This window comes from Pantoea sp. YR525, assembly GCF_900116775.1.
GTDB lineage: Bacteria > Pseudomonadota > Gammaproteobacteria > Enterobacterales > Enterobacteriaceae > Pantoea > Pantoea symbiotica.
The window spans coordinates 340,492-362,537 of the sequence record NZ_FPBU01000006.1 but is presented as its reverse complement, the minus strand read 5'-3'; the positions used below and the strand labels follow the sequence as shown (position 1 = coordinate 362,537).

Below are 22,046 nucleotides of genomic sequence, written 5' to 3'. Positions count from 1 at the left end.
CTGTTTTTACCGGTCTCTTTCATAATCGATAGTCTCTTTCACCGCCGCCACGGCAAGCCGCAGTTTATCCTTGCTGACCGATCCCAACGCAAGACGAATGGCATGCGGCACATTGATTGAGGTACTGAAGGGTTCAGCTGAAGATACCGAGATCTGCTGCTGGATTAAACGCTGTACCACCCGTTCAGCCCTGACTTCGCACGGCAACGGTAGCCAGAGAAAATAAGAGTTGGGATGGCTGATAAAATCCTCGGGCGCAAGAATCTGGCGGGCGATCGACTGGCGCTCACGGGCATCCCGTCTTTTCAGTGTTTCCAGGCGTTTGATCGTCCCATCCTTAATCCAGCCACATACTAACGAGACCATCAGAGAAGGGGTATTCCACGTAGTGGCACGAATAGCGCGCTCAAGCGCTGCACGCATGCCAGCGGGGCAGACGACGACGCCGACGCGCAACCCGGTAGCGATATTTTTCGCAAAGCCGGTCACATAGAGGGTTCTTTCGGGGGCATAAAAAGCCATTGGTGGCGGCGGACGAGGTACCAGATAAGCATAGGCGGCATCCTCAATCACCAGAAGATCAAAGGTTCGGACAATCAGGGCCAGCTCTCTGCGTTGCGCAGAACTCAGAACCCAGCCAAGCGGGTTGTGCAACGTAGGCATGGTATAAATCGCACGGACGCGCCTGCGCTGACAAATCTGCCTTAATGCATTGAGATCAGGACCGTCTGGCCCAGCCGGTATGGCGGCAAGTTCAAGATGATAAAGCGCAGCCAGCGCCTTAAAGCCGGGATAAATCAACGCGTCTACTGCCACAACATCCCCAGGTTTCAGCAATCCCATAACCGCTATGGTAAGGCCGTGCTGTGCGCCATTGACAATCAGAACGTCATCAGCCGAAGGCGTGATCCCGGTTGAGCTAAGCCATGATGCAATGGTATGCCGATCGCTCTCTTTTCCGGCATGCGGCTGGTAGCGCAGCAGCGATTCGATATCGCCCGCATTGGAGAGATTGCGCAGGGCATCGCGCAGGAGATCGGCCTGACCAGGCAATGCGGGATAATTGAAATTGAGGTCCACCACATCGGTTGCGACCACATGCTGATCGACACCGAGACCCAGAGGCAAAGAAATTTCCCGGACGAAAGTCCCGCGTCCGGTTTCACCGCTGACCAGCCCGATGGCTTCAAGTTCAGCGTAGACGCGTGTAGCGGTTGCTAGTGAGATCTGTCTTTCCGCAGCCAACGCGCGATGCGTCGGCAGGCGCGTGCCTGCAGACAATTCTCCGCTGCGTATAGCCGCAGCATATTCGTCAACCACATCCTTATAGCGTGCTTTCACCGATTGTATCCATGACAATATTTTGATTGTTCTGGATCATGGCGTTTATCCTCCGTAGCGTCAATTCATGAAGGAAATAGTCACCTTCACTCAGCTACTGAAAGAGGTTTAACGTGGTGATACAAAAGACGCGTCCTGAGGCAATGTCAGGTTGGCTCAACGGCCTGGTGGGCGTGATTATTTTCAGCGGATCGCTGCCAGCAACACGCATTGCCGTTCAGGACATCGACCCGTTTTTCCTGACTTTTATCCGCGCGTCGATAGCGGGTGTGTTGGCGCTCATGTTGATCTGCTTGTTTAAGGTCAAAAGACCTGATCCCAGCCAATTATTCTCGCTTTTCATCGTCGCTATGGGCGTGGTGATCGGTTTTCCATTGCTGACCGCCATGGCTTTGCAGCACGTAACTTCGTCACATTCGATCGTTTTCCTCGGGTTGCTTCCACTCGCAACCGCCGTCTTTGGCGTCATTCGTGGTGGTGAACGTCCGCGACGCGCCTTCTGGCTCTTTTCCCTCTGCGGCAGTTTGCTGGTTATGGGCTTTGCGCTTTCTCATCTCGCCGCCGTATCACTCAAAGGCGATCTGCTTATGCTCGCATCAGTGATCGTCTGTGGCCTGGGCTATGCCGAAGGGGCAAAACTTTCACGTGAGCTGGGAGGCTGGCAAGTTATTAGTTGGGCGCTGATTATTTCACTGCCTTTCATGTTGATCGCGTCATATTTGACCTTGCCTGAATCCCTGAGCCACATCAGCACTTCAGCCTGGCTTGCGCTGGGCTATGTCTCGCTTTTCAGCATGCTGATTGGTTTTATCTTCTGGTACAAAGGGCTCGCTATCGGTGGAATTGCCGCTGTCGGGCAACTGCAGTTGCTTCAGCCATTTTTTGGACTGGGTCTGTCTGCTTCGTTGCTGCACGAGAGCGTCAGCCCGCTGATGATAGCTGTCACGCTTGGCGTCATTCTCTGCGTCATCGGTTCGCGAAAATTTGCGCGTTAATCTTCATGCATATTGGCCGCCCGCAGGCGGCCTCATCCATTTTGGATCAATAACGCAGTCGCCCGCTAAAACCATTGGAAATCAGCGCACCCGACTTAAGCGTTAAATCGAAATCCTGTTCTCGCGGCTGCAGCGCATTGATGAAGCTTTCGGCCCACTTATGGCAATCATGCAGATGCAGATTTTTTAGCAGGCTGGCGTGACGTTCGCGACGCACCGAAAGCGGCATGATGAGCGCGGTATGAATGGCATCGGCGATAGCATCGGGATCGTAAGGATTCACCAGAAGCGCGCCCTGCATCTGTTCGGCGGCGCCGGCAAACTGCGACAAAATCAGCACGCCGGGATTGGCATGATCCTGCACGGCGACATAGGTTTTCGCCATCAAACTCATCCCGGCTATCAGCGGTGTAACCAGCGCCACGCGCGCCGCACGGTAAAATCCGCACAGCTCTTCACGTGAATAGTGATTGCTCAAATAACTCACCGGATACCAGTTCAGCTCGCCATGCACGCCATTCATTTCGCCGCAGCGGGTTTCTAAATCACGCGACAATGCTTTGATGCGATGGCTGTAGCCTGACGCCGCTGAAGCCAGTTGCACCAACGAAAACTTGTGGTGATACTCCTCGTGTTGACGCAGTAAAACTTCTATCGCGCTGATACGGTAAGGCGTGCCGGTGCTGTCGTCAAAATGCCCGCCGCTGAGGATGAGATTCTCCGGTAAGGTGTCGCGGCATTGCTGCTCCATAAACTGGCAGCTGTTACTTTCAGCCAGCGCGCTAGTTTCGGCTGTATCAATGCCCACCGGGAATACGCCGACGCGAATCTGGCGGCCATGAATACGCAGCGTGTAAGGCGTTAGCCGTTCGCAACGGAATCGGGATTCAATCCACGCGGTGAAATTGTTCATGTCGTGGGTGGTCTGGAAACCAATCAGATCGGCGCATAATAGGGAATCGGCCAGATAGCGCCAGTTCGGCACCGATTCAAATGATTGTCCCGCCGGGAAAGGTTGATGGAAAAAGAAACCAATGCGATTTATCAGGCCAACATCGCGCAGCATTTTAATACTGGGAATCAGGTGATAATCCTGCAACCAAATATCATCATCGGGCATGGCATATTCACTGATGGCGCGTGTATAGGTTTCATTCAGTTTCATATAACCGATTTGGCTGCTGGTAGAAAAGCGCGCCATATCGGGACGCTGATGAAATACCGGCCATAATCCCTGATGGATATATTGATGATAACCTTCTTCATATTCTGATTTGGTCAAGCGGAATGTCAGCGTGTCGAATTGTTTACCGCTAGTAAAATTCAGCTCACGATGAGGTTCAGTGGTAAAAGATTCAAACTCGCCACTCCATTTCACCCACATGCCACCACGATGCGTCAATATACTTTCATAAATACTTGAAAGCGTTGAGTGGTTGTTTTGATTGTGTGATACCAATATTAAGCCTGACATATTTTTTACCCGTTGCTTAATCTGCCCGTTATTAATATCTGGCAGGGGATTTGAAAGAGGTTGGCGTAATAATAATTGAATGATTCCGCTCATTATTTTCTTTGATACACATCCTTCACGCTGTCGATAAAATAAGTTATCCGACCTGCCCGTAAAAAAGCCGTAAAAAAATCGTTCAGAACTATAAAAATTTAATACATGTGATTTATTAAATTCTACCCGCTCAGGCTACAGCAACTATCATTAGCCTCGACACTAACGATCTTTCACGGAGACAGCATGAAAATTGGCATTGTGGGTTACGGTACCGGCGGCAAACATTTCCACGCACCTTTCATTGAAGCAGCAAACGGATTAGAGCTGGCGGGCATTGTTGCACGCGCGCCTGCGACCATCGCAAAAGCAAAAGCTGACTATCCCGATGTGCCGATCTTCGCCAGCCTGACTGAAATGCTGGCGGCGGGCGTGGATATCGTCACCATCACCACGCCACCGCAAACCCGTCGTGAACTGGTTCTGGAAGCGATTGACGCCGGTGTGGCGGTGATCGCGGATAAACCCTTCGCACCCGATGCCAAAACCGGGCGGGAGTTGGCTGCAGCGGCCACTGCTAAAGGCGTGGTGTTGAGCGTCTATCACAACCGCCGTTATGACGCTGATATTCTGACGCTGAAGAAAGTCATTGAACAACAGCAAGTTGGCAAAGTTTGGCGCTTGCATAACCGCATGGATTTTGATGACGCGTTGACGCTGGAAGGCGGTGAAACCGGCGGATTGCTGCGCGATCTCGGTAGCCACATCGTGGACCAGGCCATTTGGCTGATGGGTCCGGTGAAATCGGTGTATGCGCAGCTGGATATTGTCGAATTACCCGAAGGCCCCACCGATGCCAGTTTTGTGCTGACGCTAACGCATCACAATGGTACGCACTCCTATGTTTCTGCCACCAAACTCAATCGCATGGTTTGCCGCGAACTGCGCTTGTACGGCGAAAAGGGCAGCTATCTGTCGCAAGGCACTGATGTGCAGGCGCAGGCGATTTTTGCCGGTAAACGACCTGCGGATGATTTAGCGGGTTGGGGCTACGAGCAGCGCGAGCGTTGGGGAATTTTGCATCATGCTGAGGGCGACGAAGCGGTGCCATCGGAGCAGGGCGCTTATCATGCCTATTATGAAGCGTTTGCCGACGCGGTGCGCAACGGCACCGAACCGCCGGTGACTACTGAGCAGGCGATTGAAGTGTTAGCGGTGCTGGATGCGGCTTTTGTCAGTGCGCGGGAAAACCGAGTTGTGACACTGGAGTAACAATTTTTGGTCACCATGAATGGCGTAAGGCTTGTCAGTTAAAGGTGAATCGGTCGCCATGAATGGCGACCCTACAAAGGGCTGGCGCATTTATACGCACCGGGACATTCGGCCTGTTAGAATGACCGCTGTTCAGAAGTGACTCGAAGAGGTTTAGTTGTGTCGACGTTAGTATTTAGAGAAGCCAGGCTGGCCGATGTGGATCGTTGTTACGCGATTGAGATTGAGGCTTACGAAGGTGATGAAGCCGCCACGCGTGAAAAGATTGCTACCCGCATCGCGCAGTATCCGCAGGGATTTTTATGTCTGGAAACAGACGGCAAGGTGATTGGCTTTATCAACGCCGGTTGCGCGTGGGATGTGGTGATGTCGGATGAAGCGTTCAAAGAGTTAATCGGCCACGATCCCGCAGCACCGAACGCCATCATTATGTCGGTGGTGCTTGATCCTGCTTATCAGGGCAAAGGTTATGCGTCGCTGCTGATGCGCCAGTTTATCGACCTGATGAAGAAAATGGATAAGCGAACCATTCATCTGATGTGCAAAACCCAGCACGTCGAGCTGTATAAAAAATGGGGCTATCAGTACGTCAAACCGTCCGAGTCAGACCACGGCGGCATGGCGTGGCATGAGATGCTGATGACACTGTAATTCGTCGGGTCGCCATGAATGGCATAATGCCGCTCAGTTGAACATTGATTTGCATATGTATGCAGGTGCGCATGAATGCGCACCCTACGAAAAACGCGCCAAACCTTTGTAGGGTCGCCATTTATGGTGACCGAAAGGCGCTTAACTGACGAGCATTGCGCCATTCATGGCGGCCCGAATCTCCCCTCAAGCAGCCACACCTTTCGGCTGAGCCGACAGATGTCCCGCCCATAAACTGGCCACCCATTTCACGCCTTTGGCGGTAAAACGCGCTTGTGAGAAAGCATGCTGATTCTCGCCACGCCCGGAACGCAAGGTGAAATAACCCGCCTGCATATGATGCTGCTGCGGAGCCAGCGTGCCTTTTTCGCGGTACATGATGTTGCGTTCTAACAGGAACTCACGAAACTCGGTTTCCTTGACCTTCAACATCTTGCACAGCTGACGAAAGCCGAGTGAATCTTCGATCTCAACAAAGCGATCAAAAAATTCAGCCTTGGGTGCAGACAATGCAAGTTGTTGCTCAGCCGCACGGCGCTGCTCAAACTGTTCCGCCCAGGCGCGGGCCGCTTCTGCTGGATTAGTGAAATCAGGTAGATGGGTAAATTGTTCGCGCTGCTGCCAAAGATCGAGTAATTCCGCAGTGAAGCCAGGCGAAAGCCGGGCAACGGCAAGTAATGAATCGCGTTTGTTGAGACGAAACTCCTGACGCACTTCACCCTGATGCTCATACAGATTCACCGTCAAAGGTTGGGAAAGACGCTGTGCGGTTTCCAGGCTTTTAACCAGGCGCTTCACTTCGCCGTGCGTGATGCCCGTGACATGGGCAATTTCGCGGCTGCTCATCATCATCGATGCATTCAAAGCAGACAGACTTTCTGTTGAGATCATCATCATTATCACCTCTTGCAGACTTACTCAGCCTTGTAGCTGTTGAATAAGTATACGCAACACTGTTTATATATCCAGTATTATTTTTAACCGTTCACGTAAGATGTTCAGCTTTGCGTAACGTTTCACAAAGCCAGCGCAGTCCTACGTAATGCCTGCGTATTCTCTTAAAGTGAGGGTTTAGCGGTTTATTAAATTGTCGCGATGAGGGCTGTTTGCTAATTTTGAGCCAATTTTCCGGGCTTTTATCGGCTTTCTGCAGCATTACGTGCAGGGCTGATGTGTGCCTTTTTAACAGCAATAAGTAGTTAACTGGCGGCTGTGCTGCTGGAGAAACGATGAAAAAGAATAAATTTAAAACCCATCTGGTCTCATTAGGTTTACTGGCGGAAAAAAAGCTGACCAAACGCCGAACGCTGCCCGATTACAATCCCGCCGCAGAGCAGGATATTAATTTGGTTGCACGCCAGACCGCACCCGCAGCCATTCCGCGTCAGATTTGGATGTACTGGGAAAGCGAAACGCTGCCGCAAGAAGTGCAGATTTTTGTCGACAAGATCGTGCGTGAAAACCCCGGTTATCTGGTAACGGTCATCAATAACCTGAACATCCAGCACTATTTGCCCGATCTGCACTTCGTACATCAGGATATGCGTCCTTCCCATAAAAGTGACGTGATCCGGCTGGAGTTGCTGCATCGCTATGGCGGAATCTGGATGGATGCCACCATCATCCTCAACCGAACGATGGACGAATTGCTGGCGGTGAATGTTGACGATCGTTATGACCTGATCGCCTTCTACCGCGACAGTTCCACACTGGATAAAGCCTATCCGGTGATCGAATCCTGGTTCCTGGCCGCGCCGAAAAATAACGCCTTCATTGCACGCTGGCTGCACTTTTTCCGCCCGATTATGGAAGTAGGCGCCGATGAATTTTTCTGTCGTCTGCTCGCGTTGCCCGATTACGAAACCATTGTGCAGGGCATCACGCCACCGGATTATCTGGTGGTGTATATCGCGCAGCAGCAGGCGTTGCGTGAGAACAATCAGTACAACTTCTACCTGCGTAAATGCGAGGCCAGCGCCTTGCTGTATCAAAGTCTGGTGGAGTGGCGTCCGGTGAAGCTGAGCCGCATGCTGATGGTGGATCGTCTGCCAGCAGTGTTGCCGCCGCTGACCAAACTGACGGGATTTGATCGCAAATATCTCGACACCAATCTGAAATATGGCGTGGTGAACAAAGACAGCTTATTGGGTCAGATTCTGTTAACCAGCCAGAAAGGTGCCCGCCCGCAGACGCCGCTTCCGGCGCTGACCAGCAAGGCATAGCGCATCAGGGATTGATCAACTGCTGTAGTGCCGCGGCGCTGGTTTCATCGTCCGGCACATACACCAGCAGGCGATCGCCGTTGCGCGACGCTGACCACCAGTTATTTTGCCGCAGCGTCAGTTCACCCACTTCGTCGCGGTAAAAGCGTTTCACGCGATTCTCAACCTGGCCCAATTCATAGCGCTGCCAGGTGTGCGCAAACTCATCTGAACTGTTTAGTAAACGGGCAAGGAAGCTTTCCCAGTGCGGATCGCCAAGGTGCTCGCCCATCTGCCCGCGAAACATCGCCACCATCTGAGGCATCACTTCATCCCAGTCACTGATGGCTTTGCGCCATGCGGGATGATTGAATGCCAGCCAGATGCAGTTGCGATCTTCCAGCGCGATCTCGGCCAAATCGACGCCCATCAAGGCACACCACGCGGCGTTATAGCCGAGGATATCAAAGCGCGGTGTCTCAATAATTGCCGGTAACTGGATAGCGTCGAGCATCTGCTGATTGTGCGCAGCAATTTTGCAGCAGGCTGCCACCACGCGCACCGAAGGCAACGCATGTCCGGCAAGCGAAAACAGGTGCTGCGTTTCCACATCGTTGCACTGCAACGCGCTGGCAATCGCCGTCAGGGTTTTTGGTGAGGCTTTGATGTCGCGACCCTGTTCCAGCCACGTATACCAGGTCACGCCAACATCCGCTAACTGCGCGACTTCTTCACGGCGTAAACCCGGCGTGCGGCGATGGCGCATGCGCGGCAAACCAAGCCGATTAGGATCGAGGTTTTCGCGGCGCGTGCGCAGAAAAGTACCAAGTAATTTGCGGTTGTTTTGTTCGGTGGTAACAGGCGCGGATGCCAGGCTCATAAGCAGATCCTTCGACAAGACGGGTAGTATTTATACCATGATAAACAAGAACTGGTACCCGTTTAATGGTTAGGTGATGCTATGCCGTACTGACAGCAAAAACAAGGTAAAACCGATGCAGACATCGCAACTTCAACGCACAGGATTGATGGTCCTGCTTGCCGGGCAGCTGCTGCCCATGATTGATTTTTCTATCGTTAACGTAGCGTTAGACGCGATGGCCCACACGCTGCAGGCCACAGCGATCGAGCTGGCGCTGATCGTCGCGGTATACGGCATCGCCTTTGCCATCTGCCTGGCGATGGGCGGGCGGCTCGGTGACAATTATGGCCGCCGCCGCGTGTTCCTTGCTGGAGTATGGATCTTCGGTATTGCATCTTTATTATGCGGCATCGCTAACAGCGTCGGCCTATTGATGTTTGCCCGCGCGCTGCAAGGCGTGGGCGCGGCCTTTATCGTGCCGCAAATTCTCGCCACGCTGCACATCACGCTGAAGGGCAGAGCGCATGCGCGCGCCATCGGTTTGTACGGCGGCATCGGCGGGCTGGCGTTTATCATCGGTCAGGTGCTGGGCGGATTTCTTATCAAAGCGGATATCGGCGGTTACGGCTGGCGCAGCGTATTCCTGATCAATTTGCCGATTTGCCTGTTTGTGCTGATCACCGCGCGCCGCTTTGTGCCGGAAACGCAGAACACCCAACGCGTGCCGGTGGATGTCAGTGGCACCTTGCTGCTGGCGGGCGCGATTGGCTGCCTGATGCTGGCACTGGCGCTCGGTCCCCTGCTGCATTGGTCGTGGCCGTGCATCTTGCTGCTGGTGCTGTTCCCGCTGTTTCTGCATCGTTTGCGCCAGAGTTCGCTGCGTCTGGAAGCGGCCAACGGCGCGCCGCTGTTGCCGCCGTCACTGCTGCGTCTGCCGAGCGTGCGATTTGGTCTGACGCTGGCGGTGCTGTTCTTCTCCTGCTGGAGCGGCTTTATGTTCTCAGTGGCGTTGACGCTGCAGGCCGGTTTAGGGCTGACGGCGTTTCAGTCCGGGAATGCGTTTATCGCGCTGGGCGTGGCCTATTTTATCGGGGCGATGCAATCGACGCGTATCGTTGAGCGTTTAGGTAAGCGCGGTGCCTTGCTGATGGGCTGCGGCATTCAGATGGTTGGTTTACTGGCACTGATCGCCACGCTTCAACTCGCCTGGCCGCAGGTCGGTATCTTCACACTGATCCCCGCGACGGTGCTGATTGGCTTTGGTCAGTCGTTTATTGTCAGCACCTTCTACCGCATTGGCATGAGCGGCGTGCCGCATCATCAGGCGGGCGCGGGCAGTGCGGTGCTTTCAACGGTGCAGCAATCGGCGCTGGGTTTAGGCCCGATGCTGCTGGGCGGCGTATTCACACAGATCTACACGCACGGCAATCATCTGGCGGCAATCACCGGTACGCTCGGCGTTGAGCTGGTGATGATGGCATTACTGGTGATCTTCACCAGCCTCAATCGCCGCACCTTTCAGCCGTTAACGGCGGAAGGGTAATTCTTGTGAGCAGATTTCAGCAGGAGCTTTCCACCTTATTGTAAAACAACCGAAAATCCGTGAGTCGCGCTGAATTTACCTTTGGCTCAGCGGTCTTTTTTCCGGAACATATCGCCGCAGTTAACGGGCTGAACCGCGTGTTCAGCCCGTTTTTTATGTGGTTCAGGCACAGGAAAAACGGCAGGCTCACAACAGATGAAGAAGATGTTAACCGGGTTACTTTTCATGGTAACCACCACCGCCTTTGGTGCAGATGATTTCACCCTAAAGGATATTCACTTTGCTGGACTGCAGCGCGTCGCACCCGGCGCGGCGCTGCTGCATATGCCGCTGCGTATTGGCGATCGCGTCAATGATGATGATATTCGCAACACCATCCGTGCGCTGTTCGCCACCGGCAATTTTGAAGATGTGCAGGTGCTGCGTGACGGCGATGCATTGCTGATTAAAGTTAAAGAGCGCCCGGCGATTGCCAGCATCTCGTTCTCTGGCAACAAAGCGATTAAAGAGGATCAGCTCAAGCAGAACCTTGATGCCTCAGGCGTACGCGTGGGTGAAGCGCTGGACCGCACCACGCTGGCGGATATGGAAAAAGGGCTCGAGGATTTTTATTACAGCGCCGGGAAATACACCGCCAGCGTCAAAGCGGTGGTCACGCCATTGCCGCGCAACCGCGTCGATCTGAAGTTCATTTTCACCGAAGGCGTATCGGCAAAAATTCAGCAGATAAATATTGTAGGCAACCAGGCTTTTTCATCGGATGAACTGATTTCGCATTTCCAACTGCGCGATGATGTGCCGTGGTGGAATTTCATCGCCGACCAGAAATATCAGAAGCAGAAACTCTCGGGCGATTTAGAGACGCTGCGCAGTTATTATCTTGATCGCGGCTACGCACGATTTAATCTCGATTCCACACAGGTCAGTTTAACGCCGGATAAAAAACATCTTTACGTTACGATAAATATTCATGAAGGCGATGTTTACCATGTTAGCGGCGTAACGCTGACGGGAAATATGGCTGGCTATTCCGCCGAAATTGAAAAACTGGCGCAGTTGCCAGCGGGCACCTTATACAGCGGGGCAAAAATCACTGAAAACGAAGAGGCGATTAAAAGCCTGCTCGGTCGATACGGCTATGCGTTCCCGCAGGTGAATACCCAATCGGAAATTAACGACAGCGATAAAACCGTGCAGTTACACGTTAATGTCGATGCCGGGCGACGCTTCTCGGTGCGACAGGTGCGTTTTTCAGGCAACGACACTTCGAAAGATGCGGTGCTTCGTCGTGAAATGCGTCAGATGGAAGGCGCGTGGCTGGCGAGCAATCAGGTGGAGCAGGGCAAGGCAAGGCTTAATCGTACCGGCTATTTTGAGAGCGTAGATGTCGATACACAGCGCGTGCCGGGCAGCCCGGATCAGGTGGACGTGGTGTATAAAGTGAAGGAGCGCAATACCGGCACTTTTAATGTCGGATTGGGCTACGGTACCGACAGCGGCATCAGCTATCAGCTTGGCGTCAGCCAGGATAACTGGATGGGAACCGGCAACACCGTAAGTTTTAGCGGCACCAAAAACAGCTATCAAACCTATGTCGAAATCGCCGCCACCGATCCCTATTTCACTGTGGATGGCGTCAGTCTGGGCGGCAAGCTGTTCTATAACGATTACAGTGCGGAAGATAACGATCTCTCCGAATACACGCTGAAAAGCTTCGGTGCAGGCAGCACCTTGAGCTTCCCGATCGGTGAAAACAGCAGCGTGAACAGCGGGCTGGATTACGTCTACAACCGCGTCAGCAATATGGCGCCGCAGGTGGCAATGTGGCGTTATCTGGGTTCGGAGGGCATTCATCCAAAAGTCATCACCAGTGATGACGACGATGACGATGCCACCGTTGCAGACAAATTTACCGCCAACGATTTCTTCTGGAATATTGGCTGGAGCTACAACTCACTGGATCGCGGCTTCTTCCCTACCTCGGGCGTGAGCGCCGGTTTCAACACCAAAGTGACGATTCCAGGTTCCACTAACAGCTATTACAAAAGCACGCTGACCGCCAACGGCTACTTGCCGCTGAGCAGCGATCATCGCTGGGTGTTAATGGGCCGCAGTAAAGCCGGTTACGCCGACGGCTTAGGCGGCAAAGAAGTGCCGTTCTACGACAACTTCTATGCCGGCGGCTCCAGTTCGGTACGCGGATTCTCCTCCAACACCATCGGACCAAAAGCCGCCTATTACCGCTGCAGCGGCAGCGAAAGCAGTTACGGGGCTTGCCCGGTAGAGAAATCAGATGATGCGGTGGGCGGTAATGCGATGGCGGTGGTGAGCGCAGAGCTGATTGTGCCAACGCCGTTTATCAGCGAGCGCTATGCTGATTCGCTGCGTACCTCATTCTTCGTCGATGCCGGCACCGTGTGGGATACCGGCTGGCAGAACACTGCCTCCACCAAAGCGGCGGGTATTTCCGACTATGGCGATCCCAGCCAGATTCGAGTGTCGAGCGGCGTGGCTTTGCAATGGCAATCACCGTTGGGCCCGCTGGTGTTTTCTTATGCGTTGCCGATTAAGAAATATGAGGGCGATAAGTCGGAGCAGTTCCAGTTTAATATCGGTAAAACCTGGTAGCTGTATTTAAATCGTTAAATGATGAGATGAGTTTTACATTATCTTTAAACGGTGAAGACAGAATAAATTAGCCAACAGGGTAAAATACCGCTCGTGCAATACTTATGGAATGAGTGTTCGCGAATATCGTTGTTATGCATCTGATTAATTGTATTTCGCCACCCAGATTGGGTGGCTTTTTTATTTGTTAGAGTGGTCGCCATAAATGGCGACCCTACGACAACGGGTTTTGTAGGGGCGCCATTTATGGCGACCTTATAAACAGACGATCACGATTCGATTAAACGCATCCCCGTTTCCGCATCAAACAGATGAATCTTCTCAGCGTTAAAGCCCAGCATAATGCTGTCGCCGCTCACCGCTGCGTGACGGCCAGAAATCTGCATGTGCAACGGCTGACCGTGCCATTCGAGATGCAGCAAAGTGGATTCGCCGGTGATCTCCACCACTTTCACCAACGCTGCGGCGTTGCTGCTGGCTTCCAGCAGATCGTGCGGGCGCACGCCGAGCGTTACGGCTGCGCCTGCACGCTCGCGCGCCACCGCTTGCCAGCGCGCGGGCAGCGGCTGCCACAGATCCTGACACTGCACGCCAGCCACGCCATCTCGGTCGATCAGCTGTGCCGGTAACAGGTTCATCGGCGGTGAGCCGATAAAGCGCGCGACAAAGGTATCCGCCGGACGATCGTAAATCGCCAGCGGTGCGCCTTGCTGCACGATGCGCCCATCCTTCATCACCACAATTTGATCGGCCAGCGTCATCGCCTCAACCTGATCGTGCGTCACATAAACCATGGTGGTTTTGAAACGCTGATGCAGCGATTTGATCTCGGCGCGCAACTCCATGCGCAGCTGCGCATCAAGGTTCGACAGCGGCTCATCGAACAGGAACACTTTGGGATTTCGTACCATCGCGCGGCCCATCGCCACACGCTGACGCTGTCCGCCCGACAACGCGCGCGGATAGCGTTGCAGCAGCTTATCGATGCCGAGAATTCCGGCGATGCGCGCGATTTTGCTCTGCTGCTCCTCGCGCTTCACCTTCTTCACCTGCATGTGAAACGCCAGATTCTCCGCCACGGTTAAGTGCGGATAGAGCGCATAGCTCTGAAACACCATGGCGATATCGCGGTCGGCCGGATCGCGGTCGTTGATCTGCACTTTATCCATCAGGATCGCGCCATCCGATAAGCTCTCCAGCCCGGCCAGCAAACGCAGCAACGTCGACTTTCCGCAGCCGGATGGGCCCACCAGCACGGTAAAACTGCCGTCAGGAATGGTGAGATCGAGCGGATGCAGCACCGACTGTTTTGCGTAGCGTTTGGCCACTTTTACGAGTTCAACACTGGCCATAATTTAAAACTCCTGGGAAAGTTGCAGTTGATGCCAGTCGGGATAACGACGCGGCAGGGTGCTGATAGCCAGTGACGCCACCGAAATACCCCATTGCAAAGCCGTATTGAGATCTTGCTGATGCAGCAGGGCGGTGAGGAATCCAGCGTTAAAACTGTCGCCCGCGCCGATGGTATCCACCACCGTGACCGGACGCGCAGGCTGACTCACGGAATGTTCGGCCTGCCAGCAGCGCGCGCCCTGCGGGCCGCATTTCACCACGCAGCCGCCGCGTCCGCTCAGCTGTTGCGCCAGCATGTGCGCGCTGGCAGGCAAGTCGTCTTTCGCCGCCAATCCCAGCGTTTCCACTTCATTGAGCAGCAGCCAGTCGCACAACGGCAGCCATTGCCTGACTTGCTGGCGCACCTTGTCCGTCCAGCCCTGCGGCGGCCAGCCGGTATCAACAGCGGTGATAAAACCGCGCTGCTGTAGCTCTGAAAGCAGCGCCGGATATTCGTCATACAGATGCAGGCACAAGAAGGTGCCGCACAGCAGCACGATATCGCCGTCAGCCGCTTTAGCAGGCAGCTGATCCAGCACATCCTGCGCGGTGAGTTGCACGATATGGCCGAGATTACTCAGGAAGGATCGCTCGTGATCCGAATGCGTCACGCCAACGGTTAGCGAGGTTTCGCAGCTATAGCGCGTCCAGTGCGCGGCGCTGTGCGGAAAATGACTCGCCAGCCAGGCGCTCAGGCCATCATCGCCCTGATTAGCCACCGCGCGATGGCGCACCTGCATCGCTTCCAGCGCCAGCGCGCAGTTGCCCGCCGATCCGCCGGGACGCAGTTCGCTGTGATTCAACATCACTTCGGTACCGCGCTGCGGCCAGTTATCCAGCGTGCCCATGATCAAATCGACATTAATATTGCCCACCACATACAGCGTGGCGGTGAGTTTATGTTCAATCATCCTTTACTCCCGCCACTGGCAAGGCCGCTGACCAGCGTCTTTTGCAGCCAGATGGCAATAAATAGCGGTGGCACCGACGCCAGAATGCCGACGGCAGCGATCAAGCCATCATCGGTGGCGCGCCCGGCGGTGAAACCGGCAATGGTGACCGGCAAAGTTTGTGCGGCGATATTGCTGGTAAACAGCAGCGCATAGAAAAATTCGTCCCACGCCAGCAGCCAACCAAACAACGCTGCGGCACCCAGCACCGGCTTCGCCAGCGGCAACGTAATGCGCAGCAGCACTTGCCAGACGCGCAGGCCATCGAGTCGCGCCGCCTGTTCAATATCCTGCGGCAGCGTATCGAACTGGTTTTTCAGCATCCAGGTGAGGAACGGCAAAATCAGCGAGCAGTAGACGATGATCAATCCGGGTCGCGTGTTGAGCAGGTCGAATTGCTGCAACAGGAAGTAAAGTGGCAGCACGAACGCTACCGGCGGCACCATATAGATGGCGAGTGAGGCGAACAGCCAGCCGTCGCGCCCGCGATAGCGCGAGAAGCTGAACGCCGCTGGAATCGCCAGCAGCAAGCAGATGATTGTCGCGCCCGTGGCGACTAACAAACTGTTGCCGAGCGCATGCAGGAACAGCACACCCGGTTGGCCTGGCTCCAGCGACAACAGCTTGCCGTAGCGGGTGAAATCCCACTGGCGCGGCAGCCACTCGAGCGGTACGCGGGTAAGATCGCTGGCGGCGCTGACGCTCATCAAAAAAAGCCAGCCCATCGGCGCTAACACTGAGAACGCCACCAGCAGCGCGGCGGCGTATTTGCCAACATGGCGCATTTTAACCTTCATGAGCGCTTCCTTTGCGGCGCTGCCGCCACAGTAACAACATGTAAAGCGTGATCAGCACCGCGCACAGCAAGGTCATCAACATGGCGTAAGCCGCGCCGCTGCCGGCCCGCAAGTAGCTAAACGACTCCTGATAAACGTAGAAACTCAGGGTTTTGGTGCTATCGACCGGCCCGCCGCGCGTCATCACGTAGATGATGTCGAAGATTTTGAAGGCGTCGATGGTGCGCAGAACCAGCGCCACGCTGAGCGGGCCAACAATCGCCGGGAAGGTGATGGCACGAAAACGTCGCCACGCCGATGCGCCATCCAACCTTGCGGCTTCAAACAGATCGTCGGGAATCGATTGCAGTGCCGCCAGCACCAGCAAGGTCACCAGCGGATAGTTTTTCCAGATATCGGCGAACATCACCGCGTTGAGCGCCGAATCCGGCGAACCCAGCCAGCTGCGATAGCCATCAATGATGCCCAACTGCGTCAGCAGGGCGTTGATGCTGCCGTAATCCGGGTTGAAGTTCAGACGCCACATCATGGCGTTAACGATGGTCGGCAGCGCCCACGGCAGAATCACCAGCACGCGCAGCAGGTTGCGACCGGCGAATTTCTGGTTCAGCAACAGCGCCACCAGCACGCCGATCACACCCTCAATCGCCACCGATACCACGGTGAAATAGAGCGTGCGCCACAGCGAGCTGCGGAAATCCGCATCGGTGATCGCAAACAGGTAGTTTTCAAAGCCAATCCAGCCCGGCGCTTCACCGCTGCCAATCAGGGCGGCATCGGTGAAACTCAGCCAGATCGTGCGTAACAGCGGCCATGCGGTGAGCAACAGCATCACCAACAGCATGGGTGCCAGCAGCACCCATGCCTGCCGTTGTTCGCGTTGACGCAAACTCAGCATTGTTGCCCCTTAGCGCAGACGCGCCGCACTCTTATCTACCGCTTGCAGCGCGGCATCTGGCGTTGCGCTGCCAACCAGCACCTGCTGCAATTGCTGCTGCAGCGTGTTGGAGAGACGCGAATAGTCGGCGGTTTCCGGACGCGACAGCATCACGTTGAGCGACTTATCCGCCGCCGCGATCAGGCTTTCCTGGTTTTTCAGCACCGCCGGATCCTGGTACGAGCTTTTCCAGATCGGCAGACTCAGCGTGGCGTATTTGTTCTGTACCGGCTGCGAAGTCATGTAGCTGATGTATTGCCATGCCTGATCCGCGTGGGTGCTGCCTTTGGTGATGCCCAAGCCCATCGAACCGTTCACCGCACCGAATTTACCAGGCGCATCACCTGGCGCGGGAACAATGCCCACCTGACCGGCGACCTTACTTTGCTTCGGATCGTTGGCCATGTTGTACATGTAGGTCCAGTTGAGCGCGAACGCCGCATCGCCGTTGGAGAAGGCTTTACGCACATCCTCTTCCAGATATTCGCGTGAAGCCGGATTGCTCAAGCCTTCATCCAGCGAGCTTTTCATCAGCTTCACCGCTTGCAGCGAGGCCGGGGAGGAGAAATCGAGTTTGTCGTTGTTATAGAACTTGCCGCCGAAACCGGATACCAGCGTGGTGTAATCGCATACCAGCGCTTCGGCCTGCGACCAGCTCCACACCAGCGGATATTTCACGATGTTCTTCTGTTTAATGATGCGTGCGTCATCCATCACCTGCTGCCAGGTTTGCGGCGGCGTAGTGATACCGGCTTTTTCCAGCATCGCTTTGTTGTAATAGAGATATTTGGTATCGAGGATCCAAGGCATACCAAGGGTTTTGCCTTTGAACTCCACGGTGTTCATCGCGCCGGGGAAAATCTGCCCCTTTTCGTCGGCGCTGATACGGCTACTGACGTCCTGCAGCAGATCGAACTTGGTGAATTCTGCCGGCCAGATGGCATCGAACAGCACCACATCGTAGCCGTTACCGCCCGCGCCACGCGCCGCGACAATTTTGTCGTGCAGCGCTTCATACGGTACAAACTCAAGATTAACCTGCACGTCCGGGTGCGCTTTCTGAAACTCCTGCGTCATAGCGCGGATATCATTTTCGCTATACGCCGCCTGCGTCATAAACAGCGCATTCAATGTGGTTGCTGCTGCTGCGTTGCCCACGCTGGCAAGCAGAACCGCTGCAAAACATCCTTTTATGACTGGGTTGAATCGGATTTTCATGGTGTTTTCCGCCTTGATGCAAAAAGAGGGTGTTTTATTAAATCAATTTGATGGATTTAATAACGCGCACAGGTTGTCAGGTTGCTGCGGCTGACATCGGTTAGCTAAAGCAATTGACGTGCCAGGGCATAAATCTCGTTTGCCGCTGGACACTACTTTGCACAGAATTTTGCTGCTGTCAGGTAAACAGGTTGTAAAATGTGTGGGTGATCATAGATATTCGTGTGGGTTTAAAAGCATGGCGATTGTGAAAAGGTGGCGATAACCTTTTGCAGGGTGCATTTTTTAGGTGCAGATGCGTTGGGACTTGCTACATGAACGTGCATTCCACAGCGGAAAATTAGCGTTATCAGTAGCGGGTTAGGATGAGATTTTCGGCTGTTAGCTTAGATTTCAGATATTCATGCCGCGCCTTGGGCGAGTATTTATTAGGCTGGATGAACAACGTTACTCTGTGCGACTCAGCTAAAAATAACGTTTAGTCCGCTATGAGCGAGGACCGGACATATTAAAGTCGGCTATTTAATTGGTTTCTACGGGCAGTAAAAATTACCATGCATTACCCTCCCACTGCCCAGGATGCAAAGATTACATGAGAAAATTACAAAAACTAATTGCTGCTGAGCGTACCGCTTTTTCGCACTACTCAAGCCTATCTTCGATGTCGATATCTCGTATCGCATTAAATTGTCGAAAGGATGAAGTCGCAGATGCGCATATCCTCATTATGCAGTTCAAATCCGAGTTGGCTACAGTTCCTGATTGGGATGGAGATACACAGGATGACATCTGGAGAGCCATTGAACTGTACAGAGCAATCTTGTCAAAAGTAAGAGAATAAAGGGCTGGAGTCCAACCTTGGCACTGATCGGCCCGAAGCGTTCCTCACTGGCAGCGAAGACAGGCCGCTCCTGCTTTAGAGTGAATGTCTGCGTCTCCATTCATCAATTACATCACCCAAATTTTTTGGTACATCATTTCTTATCCAGGCCATAAACTCGCGATCAAAGCGGAAGTCTGCACCACACTCATCCACCATGAAACGGCGAACGTTTTGTGTATTTTTATAGTTTTTATCCACGATTGTAGAACGTGTTAATGAAGAACTATGCCAGTCGATGTTCACTTATGGACTCCTGTTTTAAACAAACGATAGCAGCGTTTAAATTTAACACACTGAATTTGAAATGCCCGCTTCTACACGAAACTGCCCAATGCATGGGCGAAAGGGCTGCAGTGAGCGAAGAGCAGACAGATTTAATGACCTTCACTGTAAGTTGAAGGTGGCCGGCTATTAAATTGCGCGAGTTACCGCCCTAATGAATGATGGACTTTAATTGGAAGCATAATAATCTATTGAAAATAATATTAAATATCCCAGTTTCGATAGCAGGCATTAATATCGCGAGGTAATGACAACATCAGCTTTGGAATGGTTGCCTGCTCGAAAAGCCTCCTGTGGATGAGGTGGTTTTTAGGCGCAATATGCACAATGTATTTAAGCATTTCCCACGTAACATTCTCCCTTCGGGTAGTGAGACCACCTATCCTAGGCTTTGACGAGTAACATCGGCGTATATAGCGTTGCAAAGCTATCGCTACTGGCACATCAAGCAGTATCAGCCCTGTAGCACGTTCAAGTCGGGGATATATACACTTTGTGTAATTGCCCTCTATTACCCACCTTTCTTCACGAACAGCCTCTTCATGTAACCGATAAAAATCTTTTGGTTCACGGGGAACCCATTTTGTATCAGGTAAATGATGCAATTGATCAAGATGAATTAGAGGTAATGACGTCTTAGAAGCGATTGCTTTTGCCAGTGTAGATTTACCGCTATTCGATGGCCCCATAATGCATATGCGTGGGCCAAGGTCATCTAATGATAAAGTAGCATTCACTCGTTGCTCCCTAAAAAAATCAATAAATTCAAATAAAAAAAGATTAATTAACATTTTATGTAACTAAAATGCTACCTGGCAAGTTCAGTGATTCGCTAACCTGTAATAATAATATGCGGAATTGGCAACGTCCGCTTTTGGAACTATGCGGACATCATTACGCGGTCATACCTGCTCAGATATGTTATTTCAAACATCAACTTTGTTCTCGGAGGATCTCATGCCAGAGTACTGTTTTTTTAAAAAGGGTAACCACATTACCGCGCTGGAGAGATCTGATATGGCGGGAGCTTCAGATCTTACGGCTAAAGGCTATGAGAAGCAGTTTGAAGAATTAAACGCCCCGGATGTAAAGCGTGCGCTGGCCAGATTTATTGACATCCGTAAGGAAGAGCAAACTACAACTCATTCATTCGTAACAGGCGCGGTATTCGCATCGTTGTTAGTGGGCGTGGTAGCCGTGGTTAGTTGGCTCTTTCTCAAATAACAGTCGGGATGGTCAGCCAAGGTTAAAATTATCGAAACCCACGCCCCAACCCTCAACACAACCTTGCCAGTTCATGGCCGTAAAGACGTTAATCCCATTCACCTTCCCGAAAGGGTTGTAAAATGTGTGGCCGATCATAGATATTGATGCGGCTATCCGCAGCGGGTGGAATTAAAGGGAAGGGAGCAAGGTGAAAACGTCGGGAACCAATCTGGAACATGCACGGGCGCACAATCGCCGCGTGATCATTGAAGCCATTCGCCTGCACGGTGAACTGACCCGCGCCGAACTGGCTCGTCTAACCGCGCTGACGCCGCAAACCGTGTCGAATATCGTGGCGGAGCTGGAGCAGGCCGAACTGCTCACCAGCCGTGCGCCGCGCAAACAAGGACGCGGACAACCAGCGATTCCGGTGACGCTCAATCCCGCCAGCGCCTTCTCGATCGGCATCCATCTTGATCACCAAACGCTGCTGATTGTGCTGGTGGATCTCACCGGCGAAATTCACTTCCGCCGCCTTATTCTGGTACAAAAGCCGCAACCGGATGCCACATTAGCGCGCATTGCCGAAGTGCTGAGCGAGATCAAAACGCAGCTGGGCGATCGCTGGCAGAAAGTGCTGGGCATTGGCGTGGTGATGCCCGGTCCGTTTGGCGTTGAGGGCATCTCTTCGATGGGGCCAACGACGCTGCACGGTTGGGAACAGGTGGATATCGAGGCCAAACTTGCTGCGATGAGCGGCGTGCCGGTGACGCTGGAAAACGATGCAACCGTGGCGGCAATTGGTGAACGCTTTCATGGCGTGGCGCGACAGCTTAATTCGTTTGTCTATCTCTACATCGGCACCGGTTTGGGTGCGGGCATCATCATGGATGGCCACGTCTATAGCGGCCATGCGCATAACGCTGGTGAAGTCGGGCATGTGGTGGTGGAGCCGGGCGGACGCGAATGCTATTGCGGCAATCAGGGCTGTCTGGAACGCTACGTCTCTTTGCAGGCGGCGTACGAGTTTTGCGGGCTCGATCCGATGACCGCTTTGCCGGAAGATTTGCTGGAAGTCGATCCGGCGCTGTTTGATAAATGGATCGATACCGTGTTAACGCCGCTGCGTCAGGCGATTAACCTGCTGGAGTGCATTTTTGATGCCGAAAGCGTGATCATTGGCGGCATGATGCCGGCGGTGCTGCTGGATAAAATCATTCGCCGCCTGCCGCCGCTCTATCAATCGGTGCGCGGTCGCTACCTCACCGGCACTCGCGTCAAAGTTGGTATGACCGGCAGCGATACCGCCGCGTTAGGTGCCGCCGCGCTGCCGATATTCGACGAATTCAACCCGCAGTTTCAGGTGCTGATGAAGTAACGG

20 protein-coding genes are annotated in these 22,046 nt (G+C 53.5%); 9 read left to right on the top strand and 11 right to left on the bottom strand.

Features of this window, described 5'->3' with window-relative positions:
• Positions 1 to 6 precede the first annotated feature (6 nt).
• Complete coding sequence (locus BM323_RS14775) at positions 7 to 1,341, bottom strand: aminotransferase-like domain-containing protein (RefSeq protein WP_008108056.1); 1,335 nt, start codon at positions 1,339 to 1,341, stop codon at positions 7 to 9.
• A gap of 143 nt (positions 1,342 to 1,484) precedes the next feature.
• On the opposite strand from BM323_RS14775, the gene BM323_RS14770 reads away from it, so the two are divergent.
• A complete protein-coding gene (locus tag BM323_RS14770) occupies positions 1,485 to 2,336 on the top strand; it encodes a DMT family transporter (protein ID WP_052026013.1) in 852 nt (283 codons plus the stop codon).
• A gap of 46 nt (positions 2,337 to 2,382) precedes the next feature.
• Here the strand turns inward: BM323_RS14770 and BM323_RS14765 are convergent, their stop codons facing one another.
• Positions 2,383 to 3,810 (bottom strand): alpha,alpha-trehalose-phosphate synthase (UDP-forming), encoded by a 1,428-nt coding sequence (locus BM323_RS14765; protein ID WP_036649379.1) that lies wholly within the window; start codon positions 3,808 to 3,810, stop codon positions 2,383 to 2,385.
• A gap of 279 nt (positions 3,811 to 4,089) precedes the next feature.
• Here BM323_RS14765 and BM323_RS14760 point away from each other — a divergent pair, with 279 nt between their 5' ends.
• Both BM323_RS14760 and BM323_RS14755 read left to right on the top strand, forming a co-directional pair.
• Positions 4,090 to 5,115: a Gfo/Idh/MocA family oxidoreductase gene (locus tag BM323_RS14760; RefSeq protein ID WP_008108060.1), complete on the top strand. Its 1,026-nt coding sequence runs from the start codon at positions 4,090 to 4,092 to the stop codon at positions 5,113 to 5,115.
• A gap of 159 nt (positions 5,116 to 5,274) precedes the next feature.
• Positions 5,275 to 5,766: a GNAT family N-acetyltransferase gene (locus BM323_RS14755; RefSeq protein ID WP_008108061.1), complete on the top strand. Its 492-nt coding sequence runs from the start codon at positions 5,275 to 5,277 to the stop codon at positions 5,764 to 5,766.
• A gap of 186 nt (positions 5,767 to 5,952) precedes the next feature.
• On the opposite strand, the gene BM323_RS14750 is transcribed toward BM323_RS14755, so the two are convergent.
• The gene (locus tag BM323_RS14750; RefSeq protein WP_175501713.1) at positions 5,953 to 6,660 is read right to left on the bottom strand and encodes a phage antirepressor KilAC domain-containing protein; all 708 of its coding nucleotides are present in this window, start codon (positions 6,658 to 6,660) and stop codon (positions 5,953 to 5,955) included.
• 335 nt (positions 6,661 to 6,995) lie between these two features.
• On the opposite strand from BM323_RS14750, the gene BM323_RS14745 reads away from it, so the two are divergent.
• A complete protein-coding gene (locus BM323_RS14745) occupies positions 6,996 to 7,988 on the top strand; it encodes a glycosyltransferase family 32 protein (protein WP_008108063.1) in 993 nt (330 codons plus the stop codon).
• A 4-nt stretch (positions 7,989 to 7,992) separates the two neighbouring features.
• On the opposite strand, the gene BM323_RS14740 is transcribed toward BM323_RS14745, so the two are convergent.
• The gene (locus BM323_RS14740; protein WP_008108064.1) at positions 7,993 to 8,847 is read right to left on the bottom strand and encodes a helix-turn-helix transcriptional regulator; all 855 of its coding nucleotides are present in this window, start codon (positions 8,845 to 8,847) and stop codon (positions 7,993 to 7,995) included.
• 115 nt (positions 8,848 to 8,962) lie between these two features.
• Here BM323_RS14740 and BM323_RS14735 point away from each other — a divergent pair, with 115 nt between their 5' ends.
• Positions 8,963 to 10,372 (top strand): MFS transporter, encoded by a 1,410-nt coding sequence (locus tag BM323_RS14735; protein ID WP_091004039.1) that lies wholly within the window; start codon positions 8,963 to 8,965, stop codon positions 10,370 to 10,372.
• 195 nt (positions 10,373 to 10,567) lie between these two features.
• Positions 10,568 to 13,000 (top strand): outer membrane protein assembly factor BamA, encoded by a 2,433-nt coding sequence (gene bamA, locus BM323_RS14730; protein WP_008108066.1) that lies wholly within the window; start codon positions 10,568 to 10,570, stop codon positions 12,998 to 13,000.
• A 269-nt stretch (positions 13,001 to 13,269) separates the two neighbouring features.
• On the opposite strand, the gene BM323_RS14725 is transcribed toward bamA, so the two are convergent.
• The 5 genes from BM323_RS14725 to BM323_RS14705 are packed head-to-tail and all read right to left on the bottom strand — an operon-like array spanning position 13,270 to position 18,294.
• The gene (locus tag BM323_RS14725; protein ID WP_008108067.1) at positions 13,270 to 14,352 is read right to left on the bottom strand and encodes an ABC transporter ATP-binding protein; all 1,083 of its coding nucleotides are present in this window, start codon (positions 14,350 to 14,352) and stop codon (positions 13,270 to 13,272) included.
• 3 nt (positions 14,353 to 14,355) lie between these two features.
• Positions 14,356 to 15,303: a carbohydrate kinase family protein gene (locus BM323_RS14720; protein WP_008108068.1), complete on the bottom strand. Its 948-nt coding sequence runs from the start codon at positions 15,301 to 15,303 to the stop codon at positions 14,356 to 14,358.
• The gene (locus BM323_RS14715) at positions 15,300 to 16,139 is read right to left on the bottom strand and encodes a carbohydrate ABC transporter permease (RefSeq protein WP_008108069.1); all 840 of its coding nucleotides are present in this window, start codon (positions 16,137 to 16,139) and stop codon (positions 15,300 to 15,302) included. The genes BM323_RS14720 and BM323_RS14715 overlap by 4 nt, the downstream gene beginning before the upstream one ends.
• Positions 16,129 to 17,037 carry a carbohydrate ABC transporter permease gene (locus tag BM323_RS14710; protein WP_008108071.1) on the bottom strand — a complete coding sequence of 303 codons (909 nt, stop codon included), beginning with the start codon at positions 17,035 to 17,037 and terminating at the stop codon, positions 16,129 to 16,131. Before BM323_RS14710 ends, BM323_RS14715 begins: the two co-directional genes overlap by 11 nt.
• Positions 17,038 to 17,046: 9 nt before the next feature.
• On the bottom strand, positions 17,047 to 18,294 hold the full coding sequence (locus tag BM323_RS14705) for an extracellular solute-binding protein (protein WP_061719064.1): 1,248 nt from the start codon (positions 18,292 to 18,294) through the stop codon (positions 17,047 to 17,049).
• A gap of 592 nt (positions 18,295 to 18,886) precedes the next feature.
• On the opposite strand from BM323_RS14705, the gene BM323_RS14700 reads away from it, so the two are divergent.
• Complete coding sequence (locus tag BM323_RS14700; RefSeq protein ID WP_036649381.1) at positions 18,887 to 19,135, top strand: hypothetical protein; 249 nt, start codon at positions 18,887 to 18,889, stop codon at positions 19,133 to 19,135.
• 75 nt (positions 19,136 to 19,210) lie between these two features.
• On the opposite strand, the gene BM323_RS14695 is transcribed toward BM323_RS14700, so the two are convergent.
• Together BM323_RS14695 and BM323_RS14690 are read right to left on the bottom strand one after the other, a co-directional pair.
• Positions 19,211 to 19,420, bottom strand: a complete 210-nt coding sequence (locus tag BM323_RS14695; protein ID WP_008108075.1) for a DUF6434 domain-containing protein — start codon at positions 19,418 to 19,420, stop codon at positions 19,211 to 19,213.
• A 242-nt stretch (positions 19,421 to 19,662) separates the two neighbouring features.
• Positions 19,663 to 20,196 (bottom strand): AAA family ATPase, encoded by a 534-nt coding sequence (locus BM323_RS14690; protein WP_091004067.1) that lies wholly within the window; start codon positions 20,194 to 20,196, stop codon positions 19,663 to 19,665.
• A 220-nt stretch (positions 20,197 to 20,416) separates the two neighbouring features.
• On the opposite strand from BM323_RS14690, the gene BM323_RS14685 reads away from it, so the two are divergent.
• Complete coding sequence (locus BM323_RS14685) at positions 20,417 to 20,683, top strand: hypothetical protein (RefSeq protein ID WP_008108079.1); 267 nt, start codon at positions 20,417 to 20,419, stop codon at positions 20,681 to 20,683.
• 190 nt (positions 20,684 to 20,873) lie between these two features.
• Positions 20,874 to 22,043, top strand: coding sequence for an ROK family transcriptional regulator (locus BM323_RS14680; protein WP_008108081.1), 1,170 nt, complete (start codon positions 20,874 to 20,876; stop codon positions 22,041 to 22,043).
• The last annotated feature ends 3 nt before the right edge of the window (positions 22,044 to 22,046 follow it).

What these genes read in the sequence shown, in the direction of transcription:
- BM323_RS14770 (WP_052026013.1), top strand. Translation starts at nt 1,485, where the DNA reads ATGTCAGGTTGGCTCAACGGCCTGGTGGGCGTGATTATTTTCAGCGGA.
- BM323_RS14765 (WP_036649379.1), bottom strand. Translation starts at nt 3,810, where the DNA reads ATGTCAGGCTTAATATTGGTATCACACAATCAAAACAACCACTCAACG.
- BM323_RS14760 (WP_008108060.1), top strand. Translation starts at nt 4,090, where the DNA reads ATGAAAATTGGCATTGTGGGTTACGGTACCGGCGGCAAACATTTCCAC.
- BM323_RS14750 (WP_175501713.1), bottom strand. Translation starts at nt 6,660, where the DNA reads ATGATGATCTCAACAGAAAGTCTGTCTGCTTTGAATGCATCGATGATG.
- BM323_RS14745 (WP_008108063.1), top strand. Translation starts at nt 6,996, where the DNA reads ATGAAAAAGAATAAATTTAAAACCCATCTGGTCTCATTAGGTTTACTG.
- BM323_RS14740 (WP_008108064.1), bottom strand. Translation starts at nt 8,847, where the DNA reads ATGAGCCTGGCATCCGCGCCTGTTACCACCGAACAAAACAACCGCAAA.
- BM323_RS14735 (WP_091004039.1), top strand. Translation starts at nt 8,963, where the DNA reads ATGCAGACATCGCAACTTCAACGCACAGGATTGATGGTCCTGCTTGCC.
- bamA (WP_008108066.1), top strand. Translation starts at nt 10,568, where the DNA reads ATGAAGAAGATGTTAACCGGGTTACTTTTCATGGTAACCACCACCGCC.
- BM323_RS14725 (WP_008108067.1), bottom strand. Translation starts at nt 14,352, where the DNA reads ATGGCCAGTGTTGAACTCGTAAAAGTGGCCAAACGCTACGCAAAACAG.
- BM323_RS14720 (WP_008108068.1), bottom strand. Translation starts at nt 15,303, where the DNA reads ATGATTGAACATAAACTCACCGCCACGCTGTATGTGGTGGGCAATATT.
- BM323_RS14715 (WP_008108069.1), bottom strand. Translation starts at nt 16,139, where the DNA reads ATGAAGGTTAAAATGCGCCATGTTGGCAAATACGCCGCCGCGCTGCTG.
- BM323_RS14710 (WP_008108071.1), bottom strand. Translation starts at nt 17,037, where the DNA reads ATGCTGAGTTTGCGTCAACGCGAACAACGGCAGGCATGGGTGCTGCTG.
- BM323_RS14705 (WP_061719064.1), bottom strand. Translation starts at nt 18,294, where the DNA reads ATGAAAATCCGATTCAACCCAGTCATAAAAGGATGTTTTGCAGCGGTT.
- BM323_RS14700 (WP_036649381.1), top strand. Translation starts at nt 18,887, where the DNA reads ATGAGAAAATTACAAAAACTAATTGCTGCTGAGCGTACCGCTTTTTCG.
- BM323_RS14685 (WP_008108079.1), top strand. Translation starts at nt 20,417, where the DNA reads ATGCCAGAGTACTGTTTTTTTAAAAAGGGTAACCACATTACCGCGCTG.